This is a genomic window from Pseudomonas sp. TYF_14, assembly GCF_043105275.1.
In the GTDB taxonomy this organism is placed as follows: Bacteria; Pseudomonadota; Gammaproteobacteria; order Pseudomonadales; family Pseudomonadaceae; genus Aquipseudomonas; species Aquipseudomonas alloputida.
Window position 1 is genome coordinate 74654 of sequence record NZ_JBICLK010000073.1, and the last position, 14387, is coordinate 89040.

The window sequence follows — 14387 nt, forward strand, 5'->3', positions numbered from 1 at the left end:
CCATGCCCAACCGCTGCTGTGGCCTGGGGCTGCTGATCGTGCTGGCCGGTTGCACCCAGGTCGGCCCGGATTATGAAAAGCCCCAAACGCCGTGGTTGGGCGGCTGGAGCACGCCAATGCTGGAGCAGGCCGGGCGCAGCGCGGCGGCGCCCGACCTGCGCCAGTGGTGGGCAGTGTTTGCCGACCCGACCCTGGACGCGCTGATAGCCGAGGCCGATGCCAACAACACCAACCTGCGCGTGGCTGGCCTGCGTATCGCTGAAGCCCGTGCCCAGTTGGCCATCGTGCAGACCGGGCGTTATCCGCAGCTGCAGCAACTGAGTGCGCAAAGCCTGTACCTGAAGCAGGATCAGTCTGGTACGCCTTCGGCCCGTGATTCGGTGTTCTGGCAATCCAGCGTGGGCTTCGACATCGGCTGGGAAATTGACTTCTGGGGCCGCTTCAGTCGCGCCATCGAAAGCGCCGATGCCGTCTACTTCGCCTCCCAGGCCAACTACGCCGATGCCATGCTGCTGCTGCGTGCGCAAGTGGCCGACACCTACTTTGCCCTGCGTACCGCCGAAGCGCGGCTGGCGATCGCACAAGAGAACGCCAAGCGCCAGGCGCGTAGCCTGGAGATTACCGAGCGGTTGTTCCGCCACGGCGAAAACGACGAGCTCGACTGGCAGCAGGCGCGTACTCAATACCTGGCGACCCTGGCCACCATTCCCGAGTTCGAGAACCAGCTCAACGCCCTGCGCAACATACTGTGCTCGCTGCTTGGCCGCCCGCCCGGGCCGCTGCCGCAGCTGGAGGCCGGGCATGGCCAACTGCCCTTGCCCAACCGGGCAGTGTTGCAGGATGTACCTGCCAGCCTGCTGCAGCGCCGCCCGGACATCCGCGCCGCCGAGCAGGCAGTGGCGGCGCAGTCGGCGCTGGTCGGGGTGGCCGAGGCCGATCTTTATCCACAGCTGAGCTTGCTCGGCAGTATCGGCTGGACCTTCCTATCGGCCAATCATCTGCCCGACACCTTCGACCTGGCGGCTGGCCCAAGCCTGATCTGGAACCCGTTCGACTATGGCCGGCGCAAGAACACGGTACGCGTGGAAGATGCCCGCTTGCAGCAACTGATCGAGTTGTACCAGCAGGGCGTGCGCGAAGCCGCCCGTGAGGCCGACGATGCTGCCAGCGGGCTGGTGCGCTCGCTGCAGAGTGCAACCATTCGCGACCAGGCCTCTCAGGCTGCGCAGCGCTCGCTGAATCTGGCCAGCTCGCAATACCGCGAAGGCTTCGCTGATTTTCAACGGGTGCTCGATGCTCAGCAACTGTTGTTGCAGCAACAGGACGGTTACCTGGTCAGCCGTGGCAACGCGGTCAGCAGCCTGGTGACGTTGTACAAGGCCCTGGGCGGTGGTTGGGACGCCAGCCGCGCGCCGATCGACCCGGCCACCCGCCAGCAAATGCAGCAACGCACCGACTGGGGCGAGTTGCTCGACGAGCCAGCCCCCACCGCGCATGCACAAGGTGAAACCGAATGAGCGACGCCACGCCAACGCCGCCCCCATCAGCCCCGGATCGCGGCATACGCTGGGTGCTGCTGCTGATTGCCGTCAGCCTGCTCTGGTACTTGCTGGCTGACCGCTATACGCCGTACACCCAGCAAGCTCGCCTGCAGGCTTACGTAGTCCCGGTGGCCGCCGAAGTGGCCGGGCAGATCAAGCGTGTGGCCGTAGGCAACAACCAGGAGGTGCGCCAGGGCGATGTGCTGTTCGAACTCGATCAGGAGCAGTACCGCATTGCCCTGGCCCGCGCCGAAGCCGACCTCGATACCGTGCGCCGGCAGATCGGCGCCAGTACCGCTGGTATCGATTCGGCGCAGGCAGCGCTGGTGGCCGCCCAGGCCAACGAACGCAAGGCGCGGCAGGACGCCGAGCGCCTCAAACGGCTGATTGACGAAGACCCCGGTACGGTGTCGGTGCGCCGTCTGGAAGGCGCCCAGGCCACCCGCGACCAGGCCATCAGCCAAGTGGCGGCGGCCCGCGCCGAGGTGGAGCGCGCCCGTGAGCAGCAGGGCGGGGCACAGGAAGACAACGCCCAACTGCGCAGTGCCGCGGCCAATGTGGAAAAGGCCCGCCTGGACCTTGCCCGTACCGTGGTGTGTGCCGACGCAAACGGGCTGATCACCGACCTGCGCACAGACGTTGGCCACTATGTCGGGGCAGGTAGCCCGATGATGACCCTGATCAGTATCCATGACGTGTGGATAAGTGCCGACATGACCGAGAACAACCTCGGTCGCTTGCGCCCTGAAACCCCGGTGCTGGTGGTGCTCGATGCGCTACCGGGCACTGTGTTGAAAGGGCGTATACGCAGCATTGGCTATGGCGTGAGCGTGGGCCAGAGCACGCCGCCGGGTACGCTGCCGACCGTGCAGAATAGCCGCGAGTGGCTGCGTTCGGCGCAGCGCTTTCCGGTGATTGTCGAACTGGAGCGCGATCAGCTTCAGGACAAGACCGTGCTGCGGGTCGGTGGGCAGGCCGAGGTCATGGCCCTGCCTAGCGAAGGCAACCCACTGAACCTGCTGGGCCGGTTGTTCATGTGGCTGATGAGCTGGCTGTCGTATGCCTATTGAATTGCGCCGCCTGCGCGCACTGCGCCTGGCCTGGGGCGTGGCGCTGTGCCTGGCGGTGAGCTTTGGTATCGGCTTGCCGGTGCCGATCCTGGCGCCGGTGTTTGCGGTGCTGTTGCTGGCCATGCGCAGTCAGCCATTGCCCCTGCGTGCAGCACCGGCCCTTGCGCTACTGGTGCTGCTCGCTTGCGGCAGCGGGTTGCTGCTGATTCCGCTGTTGCGCCATGCTCCGTTGGCTGGGGTGTTACTGGTCGGGGTGGGTGTTTTCCTGACCCTGCGCTATGCGCTGAAGGGCGGCAACGGCCTGCTGGCCAACCTGCTGGTGATCGGCCTGACCATGATCGCTGCTGCCGGCACCAGTGACTTCACCCTGGCATTGTCGGTGGTCGAAGCGCTGGCCAAAGGCATGCTGCTGGCAGTGCTGGGCACGTCGGTGGCGCATACGTTGTTCCCCGAACCTGCCAATGCGCCAGCACCGCCGGTGCCGCCGCTGCTGGGCAGCGAGCATGTCAGCTGGGTGGCGCTGCGTGCCACGTTGATCGTGATGCCGGCCTTTCTGCTGGCATTGATCGCCCCTGATCAGTACATGCCGTTGATCATGAAGGCCGTGAGTGTGGGGCAACAAGCAGGCGAAACCCGCGCGCGGCACGCCAGCCGGGAGCTGATCGGTTCAACCTTGCTTGCCGGGGTGTTGGCGATAGCGCTGTGGGTAGCGCTGAGCCTGTTCGTTCACCTGTGGATGTTCTTCTTGTGGGTACTGCTGTTCGCCCTTTGGCAGGCTCGGCGCCTGTACCAGGCGGTGCCGAGCCGGCAGAGCCCGGCGTACTGGGTCAGTTGCCTGACGACCATGTTGATCTTGCTGGGGCAGTCGGTGCAGGACAGTGCAGGTGGGCAGGATGTGTACAAGGCATTTGCGGTGCGTATGGCGCTGTTTCTGGCGGTGTCGGTGTATGCCAGCGCCATGTTGATGTGGATTGACCGGCTTCGGAGTCGGCGCGGGCTTCTTCGCGATTAAGCCCGCTCTCCAGGCAATTCAGGGCTGCCAATCAACCCCACTCTCTTCCAGATAGGCATCCACCGCGGCGCCCACCGTCGGATGAAAAGCCTTCTCCCCCATATGTTCGAACAACTCGAACTGGCGCATCTTGTCCTTCACCGGGTCCTTCATTTCGGCGAACTGCAACTCCACCCCCCGCGCCTCCAATGCCCGGTCCAGCTCGGCCAGCATGTCCGCCGAAGTGATATCGATACTGGTCACAGGCTCAGCGGCAATTACCACCCGCTGCACAGGCGTTGGTGACGCGTCCACCGCCGCCATCACTGTGTTCTGGAACTGCTCGGCGTTGGCAAAGAACAACGGCGCGTCCCAGCGCAGCAGCACCAGCCCTGGAATACGCCGGGCCTGTGGATAACGCTGTATGTCATGGTAGCCGCGCAGCCCATCGGCCCGGCCGAGCACTGCGTAATGCGGCCGCCAGCCGTCCCACAGGAACTCGATCACCGACACCGCCACTGCAATGCAGATACCGGGAATGGCGCCGAACACCGCCACGCCGACAAAGCAGGTGAACGACAGCCAGAACTCCCACTGCTGCATGCGGAAGATACGCTTGAGGTCGGCAAATTCGAACAGCCCCAGTGCAGCGGCAATCACCACCGCAGCCAAAGCGCTGTTAGGCAGGTGCTGCATCAGATTGGGCGCTACCAGCAGCAACAGGGTTACCGCCAGGGCGCCGATGATGCCGGTGAGCTGGGTCTGCGAGCCGGCAGCTTCGGCCACTGGGGTGCGTGACGAACTGCTGCTGATCGGGATGCCCTGAAACAGCCCCGAGGCCACGTTGGCCACGCCCAGACCGAACATTTCCTGGTTGGGGTTTACCCGCATCTTGAGGCGCGCGGCATAGGAGCGTGACAGCACACTGGTGTCGGCGAACGACACCAGCGCCACTGCAATCCCGCCCAGTAGCACCTCGACCAGGTCAATGTCGCTGACCCAGGGGAAGACGAAGCCGGGCAGGCCCTGAGGCAATTGCCCGAGTACCTTGACGCCCATCTGATCGAGGTTGAACACGCTCACTGCCAGCGTCGCCAGTACCACGGCGATCAGGATGCCCGGCAGGCGCTTGAACGGTTTGAGCAGCAGAATCAGCGCCAGGCTACCGGCACCCACGACAAAGCTTGGCCAGTGCCCTTGGCCGGCGTATAGCGCCTGGCCCAAGTACCAAAGGTCGCGCAAGGGGCCTTCGCTGTCGACTTTGATGCCGAACAGCTTGGGCAACTGGCTGATCAATACGGTCAGGGCGATGCCGTTCATGTACCCATAGCGGATGGGCTTGGACAGCAACTCGGTGATGAAGCCCAGGCGCAGCAGCCCGGCAATCACACAGAACGCCCCGGCGACCAGCGCCATCATGCTGGCGATGGCGATCGCCCGCTGCGGGTCGCTGGCGGCGTATTGCACCACCACAGCCAGGATAGGCGCGGCCAGCGCCGAGTCCGGGCCCAGCACCAGGATACGGCTGGGACCGAACAGGGCATAGGCCAGCAGGGGGATGATGGTAGCGTACAGGCCATAGATACCGGGGACGCCGGAAGCCTCGGCGTAGGCGATGCCCACAGGCACGAGCATGGTGGTGAGCACCAGGCCGGCGGCGATGTCCTTGGGGAGCCAGGCTGCCTTGTAGTGGAGCAGGGTGACCAGGCCGGGTAACCAGCGTTGCCAGTCGAAACGAGTGGGTTGGGGCATGGTGTCGGCTCTGGGCGAGAAGGGCGCTGAACCTCAGCTTAGATCCTGAAGGCGGGGGCCGCTTTGCGGCCTGGCACGACGCAAGGCCGCCCCTGCCAAGGGCGCGCATGTCTGGGCAAAACAAAACCCCTTGAAGCGCAAGCCTCAAGGGGTTTGTGTGTGCTGCAGGTTACCGCTTAGACGTTAAAGCGGAAGTGCATCACGTCGCCGTCTTTGACGATGTAGTCTTTGCCTTCCAGACGCCACTTACCGGCTTCCTTGGCACCGGCTTCACCCTTGAACTGGATGAAGTCGTCATAGGCCACCACTTCAGCGCGGATGAAGCCTTTTTCGAAGTCGGTGTGGATAACGCCGGCTGCCTGCGGGGCAGTGGCACCGACGCGAACGGTCCAGGCGCGTACTTCCTGCACGCCGGCAGTGAAGTAGGTCTGCAGGTTCAGCAACTCGTAACCGGCGCGGATCACGCGGTTCAGGCCAGGCTCTTCCAGGCCCAGGGCCTCGAGGAACATGTCCTTCTCTTCACCGTCTTCCAGCTCGGCGATTTCCGCTTCGATCTTGTTGCACACCGGCACCACTACCGCGCCTTCTTCCTCGGCAATGGCCTTGACCACGTCCAGGTGCGGGTTGTTGTCGAAGCCGTCTTCGGCCACGTTGGCGATGTACATCACCGGTTTGCTGGTCAGCAAGTGGAAGCCACGGATGACGGCCTTTTCGTCGTCAGCCATGTGCTTCATCAGGCTGCGCGCAGGCTTGCCTTCGGTAAAGTGTGGAATCAGCTTTTCCAGAATGGCCTTTTGCGCCAAGGCGTCCTTGTCGCCGCCCTTGGCGTTGCGGGCTACCTTCTGCAGTTGCTTTTCGCAGCTGTCGAGGTCGGCGAAGATCAGTTCGAGGTCGATGATCTCGATGTCACGCTTGGGGTCGACGCTGTTGGAAACGTGGATCACGTTCTCGTCTTCGAAGCAGCGCACCACGTGGGCAATGGCGTCGGTCTCGCGGATGTTGGCGAGGAACTTGTTGCCCAGGCCTTCGCCTTTCGAGGCACCGGCAACCAGGCCGGCGATGTCGACGAATTCCATGGTGGTCGGCAGGATGCGGTTTGGCTTGACGATTTCAGCCAGCGCAGCCAGGCGAGCGTCGGGCATGGGCACGATGCCGCTGTTCGGCTCGATGGTGCAGAAAGGGAAATTCTCCGCCGCGATGCCAGACTTGGTCAGGGCGTTGAACAGGGTGGACTTGCCGACGTTGGGCAGGCCGACGATGCCGCAATTGAAACCCATGGGTATTCCCCTCTCTAAAGGAAATCAGGCCTTCTGGCTGTGCAGCTCGCGCATCGCCTTGGCGAAATCGCCGGCAAGCACGTCCGGCAGCACGCCGAGGGCAAAATCGATGCTGGCGTCGAGCTTCTCCTGCTCGGCGCGCGGCGCGCGGCCCAGGACGAAGTTGGATACCAGTTTGGCGTCACCCGGGTGGCCGATGCCAAGCCGCAGGCGGTGGAAGTCGTTCTGGTTGCCGAGCTGCGCGATGATGTCGCGCAGGCCGTTGTGCCCACCATGGCCGCCGCCGCGCTTGAGCTTGGCAACGCCCGGGGGCAGATCGAGTTCGTCGTGTGCCACCAGTATCGCTTCCGGCTTGATGCGGAAGAAATTGGCCAAGGCCGCTACGGACTGGCCGCTGCGGTTCATGTAGGTGGTGGGGATCAACAAACGAACGTCGTTGCCCTGATGGCTGAATTTAGCCGTCAGGCCGAAATACTTTTTGTCAGCGGTCAGCGAAACACGCTGGGCGCTGGCAAGGCGTTCAACGAAAAGAGCCCCTGCGTTATGCCGGGTCTGTTCGTATTCGGGGCCGGGGTTACCCAGGCCAACGATCAACTGGATGGCGGTCACGTCAGGGGCTCTTCCTTGGAGTTGGTGGGTTACAGTGCGCGCGGCACTGTAACCCGATCAACGCCGGCGTGCGAGTGGATTACTCGGCAGCGCCTTCTGCTTCTGGAGCAACGCGTGGAGCGTGAACGTTGGCAACAGCTTTGTCATCACCGTGGGCCAGAGCGACGAACTCTACGCCTTTCGGAGCTTTCAGGTCCGACAGGTGGATGATGGTGCCGATTTCAGCGTTGGCCAGGTCGACTTCGATGAACTCAGGCAGGTCTTTGGCTTCGCAGGAAACTTCGATCTCGGACTCAACGTGGGAGATCTCGCCGCCTTTCTTGACCGGGGCTTCTTCGTTGATGAAGTGAACCGGAACCTTGGCGGTCAGCTTCTGGCCAGCAACGACGCGAACGAAGTCGGCGTGCATGATGAAGCCTTTGGCCGGGTGGCGCTGCAGGGCCTTGACCACGACGTTTTGCTTGGCACCGTCGACGTTCAGTTCCAGAACGTGGCTGAAGGCAGCCTCGTTTTCGAACAGTTTGGTGATTTCCTTGGCCAGGATGGTCAGGGACTGGGCGTCCTGGTTACCACCGTAGACAACGGCTGGGATGTTCGCGGAGTGACGCAGGCGGCGGCTCGCACCTTTCCCCAGGTCAGTACGCGCTTGGGCGTTCAGAGTGAATTCAGTCATTTTGTTTCTCCAAAGTAGCCCCCCGAGGGCGTTTGCGACCAGCGCCAACGGGGATGGCAAAAAAGCCCCGCCCCAACACAGGTTGGGGCGGGGCGCTTCACATCAACACGTGTCCCGCTTAGCGGAACATCGCGCTGATCGATTCTTCGTTGCTGATGCGGCGTACCGCTTCAGCGACAACCGGTGCGATATCCAGCTGGCGGATACGGTCACAGGCTTGAGCAGCGGCAGACAGCGGAACGGTGTTGGTCACCACCAGCTCGTCCAGTACCGACTTCTCGATGTTCTCGATTGCGCGGCCCGACAGGACAGGGTGCGTGCAATAGGCGTAAACCTTGGCAGCGCCGTGCTCTTTCAGGGCCTTGGCCGCGTGGCACAGGGTGCCGGCGGTGTCGACCATGTCGTCTACCAGGATGCAGGTGCGCCCTTCGACGTCGCCGATGATGTGCATAACCTCGGAGTGGTTAGCCTTTTCGCGGCGTTTGTCGATGATACCCAGATCGACGCCCAGGGACTTGGCGACAGCGCGTGCGCGCACGACACCACCGATGTCCGGGGAGACGATCATCAGGTTCTCGAAACGCTGGTCTTCGATGTCGTCAACCAGTACGGGCGAGCCGTAGATGTTGTCGACGGGGATATCGAAGAAGCCTTGAATCTGGTCAGCGTGCAGGTCGACGGTGAGTACACGGTCGATACCTACGACAGTGAGCATGTCAGCAACGACTTTGGCGCTGATGGCTACACGTGCCGAACGCGGACGGCGGTCCTGGCGGGCATATCCGAAGTAGGGAATCACGGCGGTGATTCGGGATGCTGAGGAGCGGCGGAAGGCGTCGGCCATCACTACCAGTTCCATCAGGTTATCGTTGGTCGGGGCGCAGGTCGGCTGAATAATGAAAACGTCTTTACCGCGAACATTTTCATTGATCTCAGTACTGATCTCGCCGTCGGAGAATTTACCGACAGAGACGTCACCGAGAGGGATATGCAGCTGACGTACGACACGCCGAGCCAGATCGGGGTTAGCGTTCCCCGTAAAGACCATCATCTTGGACACGCGCAGTACCTGAAGGCTGAGGGTATACCTGGATGAGTATAAGGAAAATGGCAGGGGCGGCTGGATTCGAACCAACGCATGGCAGGATCAAAACCTGCTGCCTTACCGCTTGGCGACGCCCCTGTATCTGTTGCTGCGAACGCTCATGCGCTCGACTTCTTGACCAGACTTTGCAGCTTACGATGCAACATCGAAACATTGCTTCCTTTGGCCACAAACCCTGTTTGGGTCGCTGAAAGAAGGGCCAGAACTTTATCAGCTTCGGCTTTGCTTGGGAAGGCCCCAAACACACAACTTCCAGTGCCGGTTAGTCGAGCCTCAGTGAATTTTCCCAGTGAATTCAACGCATTGCGAACTTCTGGGTAATTCTGCTCTACCACCGGTTGGCAGTCATTTCGACTGTTTCCCTCGGGAACGGGGCGCATCTTAAGGGGGAGAGAATCACGTGTCAACTGTGGATGTGAAAAAATTTCTACTGTGCTGACAGACACTTGCGGCACCAGCACGACATACCAGGGTTCGATCGGGTCGACCGGGGTCAGTTGTTCGCCTACGCCTTGCGCGAATGCTGCGTGGCCGCGTACGAACACCGGCACATCGGCGCCCAGGCTCAGGCCCAGTGCGGCCAGGCGGTCTTCGTCCCAGTCCAGTTGCCACAGGTGGGCCAGGGCCAGCAGGGTGGTCGCGGCGTCTGAGCTGCCACCGCCGATACCTCCGCCCATGGGCAGTACCTTGGTCAGCCAGATGTCGGCGCCAAGCGTGGTGCCCGATTGTGCTTGCAGCATGCGCGCGGCCCGTACGATCAGGTTGCTGTCGTGGGGGACGGCCTCGATCTCGGTGTGCAAGCGGATCACGCCATCGTCACGCAGGGCAAAACTCAGTTCGTCGCCATGGTCTAGAAACTGAAACACCGTTTCCAGTTCGTGGTAGCCGTCTGCGCGGCGGCCGATGATGTGCAGCCACAGGTTGAGCTTGGCCGGGGCGGGCAGGGTGAGCTTTTGCATGCGATCAATGCCCCAGCTGGCGCGGCTGCCAGTCCTTGACCACCAGGGTCACGTCCAGGTCCTTGCCGTGCAGCTTCAGGCGCTCGGGCAACCAGTAGCCGTTCTGTTCGGTGTAGCTCAGGTACTGCACCTGCCAGCCATCCTGGTCGAGGCTGGCCAGGCGGCTGTCGCCATCGAGGGTCAGCTTGCTCTTGCTGTCGGGGGCGGGCAGGCCGCGCACCCACCAGACCAGATGCGAAACCGGCAGCTGCCAGCCCAGTTGTTCTTCCAGCAGGGCTTCCGGGCTGGTGGCTTCGTAGCGGCCCTGGTTGGCCACTTCCAGCACCACGCCACCCGGGCGGCCGGTAAGGCGCGCGGCGCCACGGCCCAGCGGGCCGGCCAGGCGAATGTCGTAATAATCCTGGCGTTGCAGCCAGAACAGCGTACCGCTGCCGGAATCGCGCGGGGCGCGGATGCCGACCTTGCCGTTGATCTGCCAGCCATCGAGGCTGCTCAGCTGCGCTTTGTGGGCGCGCCACTGTTGCGGGTCGCCGTGGCCCTGCAGGGCCTCACGGCTACCGAAGCCGGCGCAGCCGGCCAGCAGGGCGATCAAGGTAAAGGTGATGCAATGGCGCAGGAACATGGCGTTAAAGAGTCTCGGATCCGGTCAGGCGCAAGAGGGTCTTGCGCAGGATAGGGCTGTCGGCCTGGGCTTCGAAGCCCTTGGCCCATACCTGGCGGGCTTCGCGGCGCTTGCCGTTGGCCCACAGCACTTCGCCCAGGTGGGCGGCCACTTCGTGGTCGGGGAAGTTGGCAAAGGCCTGGCGCAGGTAGGTTTCAGCTGCGTCGAGGTTGCCCAGGCGATAGTTGACCCAACCCAGGCTGTCGAGCACTGCCGGGTCATCGGGGGTCAGCTGGTGGGCTTTGTCGATCAGCGCCTTGGCTTCGGTATAGCGGGTGGTGCGGTCGGCCAGTGTGTAGCCAAGGGCGTTCAGGGCCATGGCGTTTTCTGGCTCGCGGGCGATGATGGCGCGCAGGTCTTTTTCCATCTGCGTCAAATCGTTGCGCTTCTCGGCCAGCATGGCGCGGGTGTAAAGCAGGTTGAGGTCGTCCGGGTAGCGCTGGATGGCTTGTTGCAGCACCTGGTTGGCCTGGGCGTCCTTGTTGTTGTTGCTGTAGCTTTCCGATTCGATCAGGAATAGCTGGATGGCGTAGTCTGGCTGGGCTTCGCGCGCGTCGGCGAGCAGGCGCGAGGCCTCGGTGCCGCGGCCGTTGGCGATCAGGATGTCGGCCTGGCGCAGTTGTGCCGGCAGGTAGTCTGGGCCCGGGCCGACCAGGGCGTATTCACGCAGAGCGCCAGCAGGGTCGTGGCGCTCCTCGTGGATGCGGCCCAGGTTCAGGTGCGCGGCGTCAACGTAGCTGTCGCGCTCGACCAGCTCCTGCAAGTAGCCTTCGGCTTCATCCCAGTCTTTGTTCTCCAGGCACACCAGCGCCAGCGAGTAGCGCAATTCGTCATCATCGGGGTATTGCTGGACCAGGCTGATGAACTCGCCTTTGGCATCGGCGATACGGTCCTGTTCGACCAGGGTGCGAGCGTAAGTCAGGCGCAGGCGTTTGTCGTCCGGGTTGTCGCGAATCGCCCCGCGCAGCAGTGGCAGGGCCTCCGGACCTCGGTCCAGGGCCTGCAGCAGACGGGCGCGCAGCAGGATCGGGGCGACTTCGCCGTTTTGTGCCGGGTGCGACTCGAGCAGTTCCAGGGCTTCTTCGGTCTTGCCGTCCTGGTTCAGCAGCAGGGCCTTGCCGAATATCAGCTGGCCGTTGTCGGGGTATTTCACCAGCAGGCGTTCGAAACTGTGTAGCAGGCCGTCGCGGGTGCTCTGGTCGGTTTCGGCTGCGGACAGGGCGAGGAAGTCGAAGTGGGTGTCGCCCTGGCCCTGCAGTACCTTTTCCATGTAGGTCATGGACTCGTCATAGCGACCGGCGCGGGCCAGCTGGATGGCGGCGGCGCGCTGGGCGTCGAGGTTCTGCGGGTCGTTGCGCGCCCAGACCAGTGCATTCTCCAGTGACGGCTCGTCGGCGCCGAGGTACTCGGCAATGCGGTAGGCGCGCTCGGAAACTGCGGGGTCCTGGGTTTTTGCCGCCTGATCGGTGTAGTTGGCCAGGGCGATGTCGAAACGGTTGCGCTGACCGGCCAGCTCTGCCACCAACAGGCTATAGAGTGTGTCCTGCTTGAACGAACCATACACCACGGGCTTTTCCGCCTCGCCCTTGCCAGCTTCGGCGACGGGAGGCTCGGCCTTTTGCGGGGCCAGGCTTTGGCAGCCCTGGAGCAGGGCGAAGGCAAGCAGCAATGCGTATGGTTTGTTCATAGAAAGGCTTATAGGAGGACTCACCGGCGGTCGGAGCATGATGACACAAGCGCGGAGGCAAACCCACCTGCGAAGGTCGTGGTTTACAGGCTGGGTGGTGCAGAGTGGGACAGCGGGGTGGGGGAGAGGTTCGCTGGGGCTTGTGCTTGAGGTTTGGCGCTGCTTTCAAAGGGTTTGGTAATGATCGGCAACATATAGGAATGCCCTAAAGAGTAACAGTGCGAGAAAAAGCGCTAGGCACACAATGACAAGTCTTCTGATTGTTTTCTTCGTGTGGCTTGGTAATTGGTTTGCTTCTTTGGTATCTATTAAGCCTTTGCGAGCATAGGCTTTCGGGAAGGTTGGCATTAAAGATATTGTTCCGAATCAAAAAAACTTTCCCGGTAAAGCCAAGTCCGGCATATGTTTTTCTGCTCTCACTGATTAACTTGCAATTGGGTAGCATTGACTCAATGTGTTCAGTCAGGCGATGGGGTAAATATAGGGTTATCGACATGGATATGAAGATCGCGGTGATAAGAATGGCGAACACCACTCCTAGAGACTGTCAGGTTTCGAATCGGGGCAAGTCGTATCGGCATGAAGTCATAGATAATGCGACAACGTCAGTGCAATGAACAAGGTGATGTGAATAACCCAGAGGGTTAACAAAATGCGCTTTTCGCGGAGGGGGAAATTTTTTATTTCCTCAATTTCAGCGTAACCCCTGTAAATGAAGATTTTGGGTATGGCCAACAGTGTTGCAATCTGGCCGGTTCTTATTGTTTTGCCCAAGAGTCCGGCGTGCTGGTAATTTTTGATGTTGTCAGATACGAGGCGGGAGGTGGGCAGGAAAGATTCAAAATGCTCGGTGTATTTGTATGAAATAATAATTTGCGCGCTAGCGGCAATTAGCATTGCTGTAATCAGGAACGGCGCGATCAGTCCTGGCTCTATGTTAGTCATTTTGAGAGCTCGTGACACAAAAAGTTACCTAATACCTCGCCTTTTTCTCCTGCGAAATCACCGGCTAACTTCGCCCCGGCAGCGCCACCGATGACCGCGCAGGTGAGTGCCCCTAGTCCGGCAGTCCCTATTCCTAGTGCCGCACATACTGCGGGTGCAACAATACTCCCTCCTAGGTAACCGCCTACAGCGCTACCAGCCAGACCTCCAGCTAATGATGCAGAGTTTACATATGAAGCTCGCTGGCATTCGCTTTCTCTGCCCAGAATACAAGGCTGGTGAATCTCTAGCCCCGTCGCTGCTACGTCAAGCGCTATGCCAATATAGGTTCCCTTTTTGATCAGGTTGGCAGCCTTGCCCACCCCGGCAACCTTATCCGCATATCGCTGATTTGCAAATACGCGTCAAAAGCCATGTTTACCGCTCCTTGGCAAGGATGTGGGTACGGAATGTTGATGTGACGACGGGACTTGCCCCGTCAGTGATTGGCAAGGCTAGGCGCGGAAAGGGGGGAGGGCAACAGCTGGGCATATATTTGGGAAATGGACTACAAGCTTGTGGATAAGTCCTCTGGAAATATTTAGGAGTTTTCTCGCTTTGGTCGGCTTAGTTGCCTGGGCGATATTCAAACTGGCCGGCCAATTTCGCGACCAGCAGGCTATCGAGCGTGCCTTTCTTGAATGAACCATGCATTACGGTTTTTCCAACTTGCTCTTGCTCTTGCTCTTGCTCTTGCTTCTAAGTGCGCGATAGTTCAGGCGACGCAGATTGCGACTTCAGGAGGCCGAGCGCAGGGATTGCGGAGGGAGGTGACGGGCATGGATGCCCGTCAAGCGCTGGGCCCCAGGATGGGGCCTGCAGCGCGGTCCTCCCGGGAGCAAGCCTGGAGCGAGGGGACCCCGGAGCGCAGCGTAGGGGCCGGATGATGGGAGCCGACGGTTTTGGTTACTTTGGCCACGACCAAAGTAACCCGCCGGAAGGGCGGAAAGGTGACTTGGCGCCTATATCGTGAATGAATGTCTACTCGATGTGAAAGCACAACACAAAAGCCCAAAGCCCAAAAGCTTAAGCGGCGGTTTTGATCAGGCGTACAGTCCGTTTGCGATGGCGACGCCAA

12 protein-coding genes and 1 tRNA gene are annotated in these 14387 nt (G+C 61.4%); 3 read left to right on the forward strand and 10 right to left on the reverse strand.

Annotation, left to right across the window (positions count from 1 at the left end):
• Positions 1-2: 2 nt before the first annotated feature.
• From ACF8O8_RS19615 to ACF8O8_RS19625, 3 genes are read left to right on the forward strand one after another with little or no spacing between them, the layout of a single operon-like run.
• Positions 3-1517: an efflux transporter outer membrane subunit gene (locus ACF8O8_RS19615; RefSeq protein ID WP_392510295.1), complete on the forward strand. Its 1515-nt coding sequence runs from the start codon at positions 3-5 to the stop codon at positions 1515-1517.
• A complete protein-coding gene (locus ACF8O8_RS19620; protein WP_392510296.1) occupies positions 1514-2611 on the forward strand; it encodes an HlyD family secretion protein in 1098 nt (365 codons plus the stop codon). Before ACF8O8_RS19615 ends, ACF8O8_RS19620 begins: the two co-directional genes overlap by 4 nt.
• Positions 2601-3623 carry a DUF2955 domain-containing protein gene (locus ACF8O8_RS19625; protein ID WP_392510297.1) on the forward strand — a complete coding sequence of 341 codons (1023 nt, stop codon included), beginning with the start codon at positions 2601-2603 and terminating at the stop codon, positions 3621-3623. Before ACF8O8_RS19620 ends, ACF8O8_RS19625 begins: the two co-directional genes overlap by 11 nt.
• Positions 3624-3641: 18 nt before the next feature.
• On the opposite strand, the gene ACF8O8_RS19630 is transcribed toward ACF8O8_RS19625, so the two are convergent.
• The 10 genes from ACF8O8_RS19630 to ACF8O8_RS19675 form a co-directional block, all read right to left on the reverse strand.
• Complete coding sequence (locus tag ACF8O8_RS19630) at positions 3642-5354, reverse strand: SulP family inorganic anion transporter (protein WP_010951966.1); 1713 nt, start codon at positions 5352-5354, stop codon at positions 3642-3644.
• A 176-nt stretch (positions 5355-5530) separates the two neighbouring features.
• Complete coding sequence (ychF, locus tag ACF8O8_RS19635) at positions 5531-6631, reverse strand: redox-regulated ATPase YchF (protein ID WP_003247414.1); 1101 nt, start codon at positions 6629-6631, stop codon at positions 5531-5533.
• A gap of 24 nt (positions 6632-6655) precedes the next feature.
• Complete coding sequence (gene pth / locus ACF8O8_RS19640) at positions 6656-7240, reverse strand: aminoacyl-tRNA hydrolase (RefSeq protein WP_003247413.1); 585 nt, start codon at positions 7238-7240, stop codon at positions 6656-6658.
• Positions 7241-7319: 79 nt separating this feature from the next.
• Positions 7320-7913: a 50S ribosomal protein L25/general stress protein Ctc gene (locus tag ACF8O8_RS19645; protein ID WP_049586382.1), complete on the reverse strand. Its 594-nt coding sequence runs from the start codon at positions 7911-7913 to the stop codon at positions 7320-7322.
• 118 nt (positions 7914-8031) lie between these two features.
• A complete protein-coding gene (locus ACF8O8_RS19650; RefSeq protein ID WP_003247410.1) occupies positions 8032-8973 on the reverse strand; it encodes a ribose-phosphate pyrophosphokinase in 942 nt (313 codons plus the stop codon).
• 48 nt (positions 8974-9021) lie between these two features.
• A tRNA-Gln gene (locus ACF8O8_RS19655) sits at positions 9022-9096 on the reverse strand.
• Between the two features lie 20 nt (positions 9097-9116).
• Positions 9117-9977: a 4-(cytidine 5'-diphospho)-2-C-methyl-D-erythritol kinase gene (ispE, locus tag ACF8O8_RS19660; protein WP_010951968.1), complete on the reverse strand. Its 861-nt coding sequence runs from the start codon at positions 9975-9977 to the stop codon at positions 9117-9119.
• Between the two features lie 4 nt (positions 9978-9981).
• Positions 9982-10599 carry a lipoprotein insertase outer membrane protein LolB gene (lolB, locus tag ACF8O8_RS19665; protein WP_010951969.1) on the reverse strand — a complete coding sequence of 206 codons (618 nt, stop codon included), beginning with the start codon at positions 10597-10599 and terminating at the stop codon, positions 9982-9984.
• Between the two features lie 4 nt (positions 10600-10603).
• A complete protein-coding gene (locus ACF8O8_RS19670) occupies positions 10604-12325 on the reverse strand; it encodes a tetratricopeptide repeat protein (protein WP_392510298.1) in 1722 nt (573 codons plus the stop codon).
• A 585-nt stretch (positions 12326-12910) separates the two neighbouring features.
• Positions 12911-13270: a hypothetical protein gene (locus ACF8O8_RS19675; RefSeq protein WP_392510299.1), complete on the reverse strand. Its 360-nt coding sequence runs from the start codon at positions 13268-13270 to the stop codon at positions 12911-12913.
• Positions 13271-14387 lie beyond the last annotated feature (1117 nt).

Excerpts from the sequence above, each read along its gene's own strand:
- ACF8O8_RS19675 (WP_392510299.1), bottom strand. The coding sequence starts at position 13,270 with ATGACTAACATAGAGCCAGGACTGATCGCGCCGTTCCTGATTACAGCA.
- lolB (WP_010951969.1), bottom strand. The coding sequence starts at position 10,599 with ATGTTCCTGCGCCATTGCATCACCTTTACCTTGATCGCCCTGCTGGCC.
- ACF8O8_RS19615 (WP_392510295.1), top strand. The coding sequence starts at position 3 with ATGCCCAACCGCTGCTGTGGCCTGGGGCTGCTGATCGTGCTGGCCGGT.
- ACF8O8_RS19630 (WP_010951966.1), bottom strand. The coding sequence starts at position 5,354 with ATGCCCCAACCCACTCGTTTCGACTGGCAACGCTGGTTACCCGGCCTG.
- ispE (WP_010951968.1), bottom strand. The coding sequence starts at position 9,977 with ATGCAAAAGCTCACCCTGCCCGCCCCGGCCAAGCTCAACCTGTGGCTG.
- ACF8O8_RS19625 (WP_392510297.1), top strand. The coding sequence starts at position 2,601 with ATGCCTATTGAATTGCGCCGCCTGCGCGCACTGCGCCTGGCCTGGGGC.
- ychF (WP_003247414.1), bottom strand. The coding sequence starts at position 6,631 with ATGGGTTTCAATTGCGGCATCGTCGGCCTGCCCAACGTCGGCAAGTCC.
- ACF8O8_RS19620 (WP_392510296.1), top strand. The coding sequence starts at position 1,514 with ATGAGCGACGCCACGCCAACGCCGCCCCCATCAGCCCCGGATCGCGGC.
- ACF8O8_RS19645 (WP_049586382.1), bottom strand. The coding sequence starts at position 7,913 with ATGACTGAATTCACTCTGAACGCCCAAGCGCGTACTGACCTGGGGAAA.
- ACF8O8_RS19670 (WP_392510298.1), bottom strand. The coding sequence starts at position 12,325 with ATGAACAAACCATACGCATTGCTGCTTGCCTTCGCCCTGCTCCAGGGC.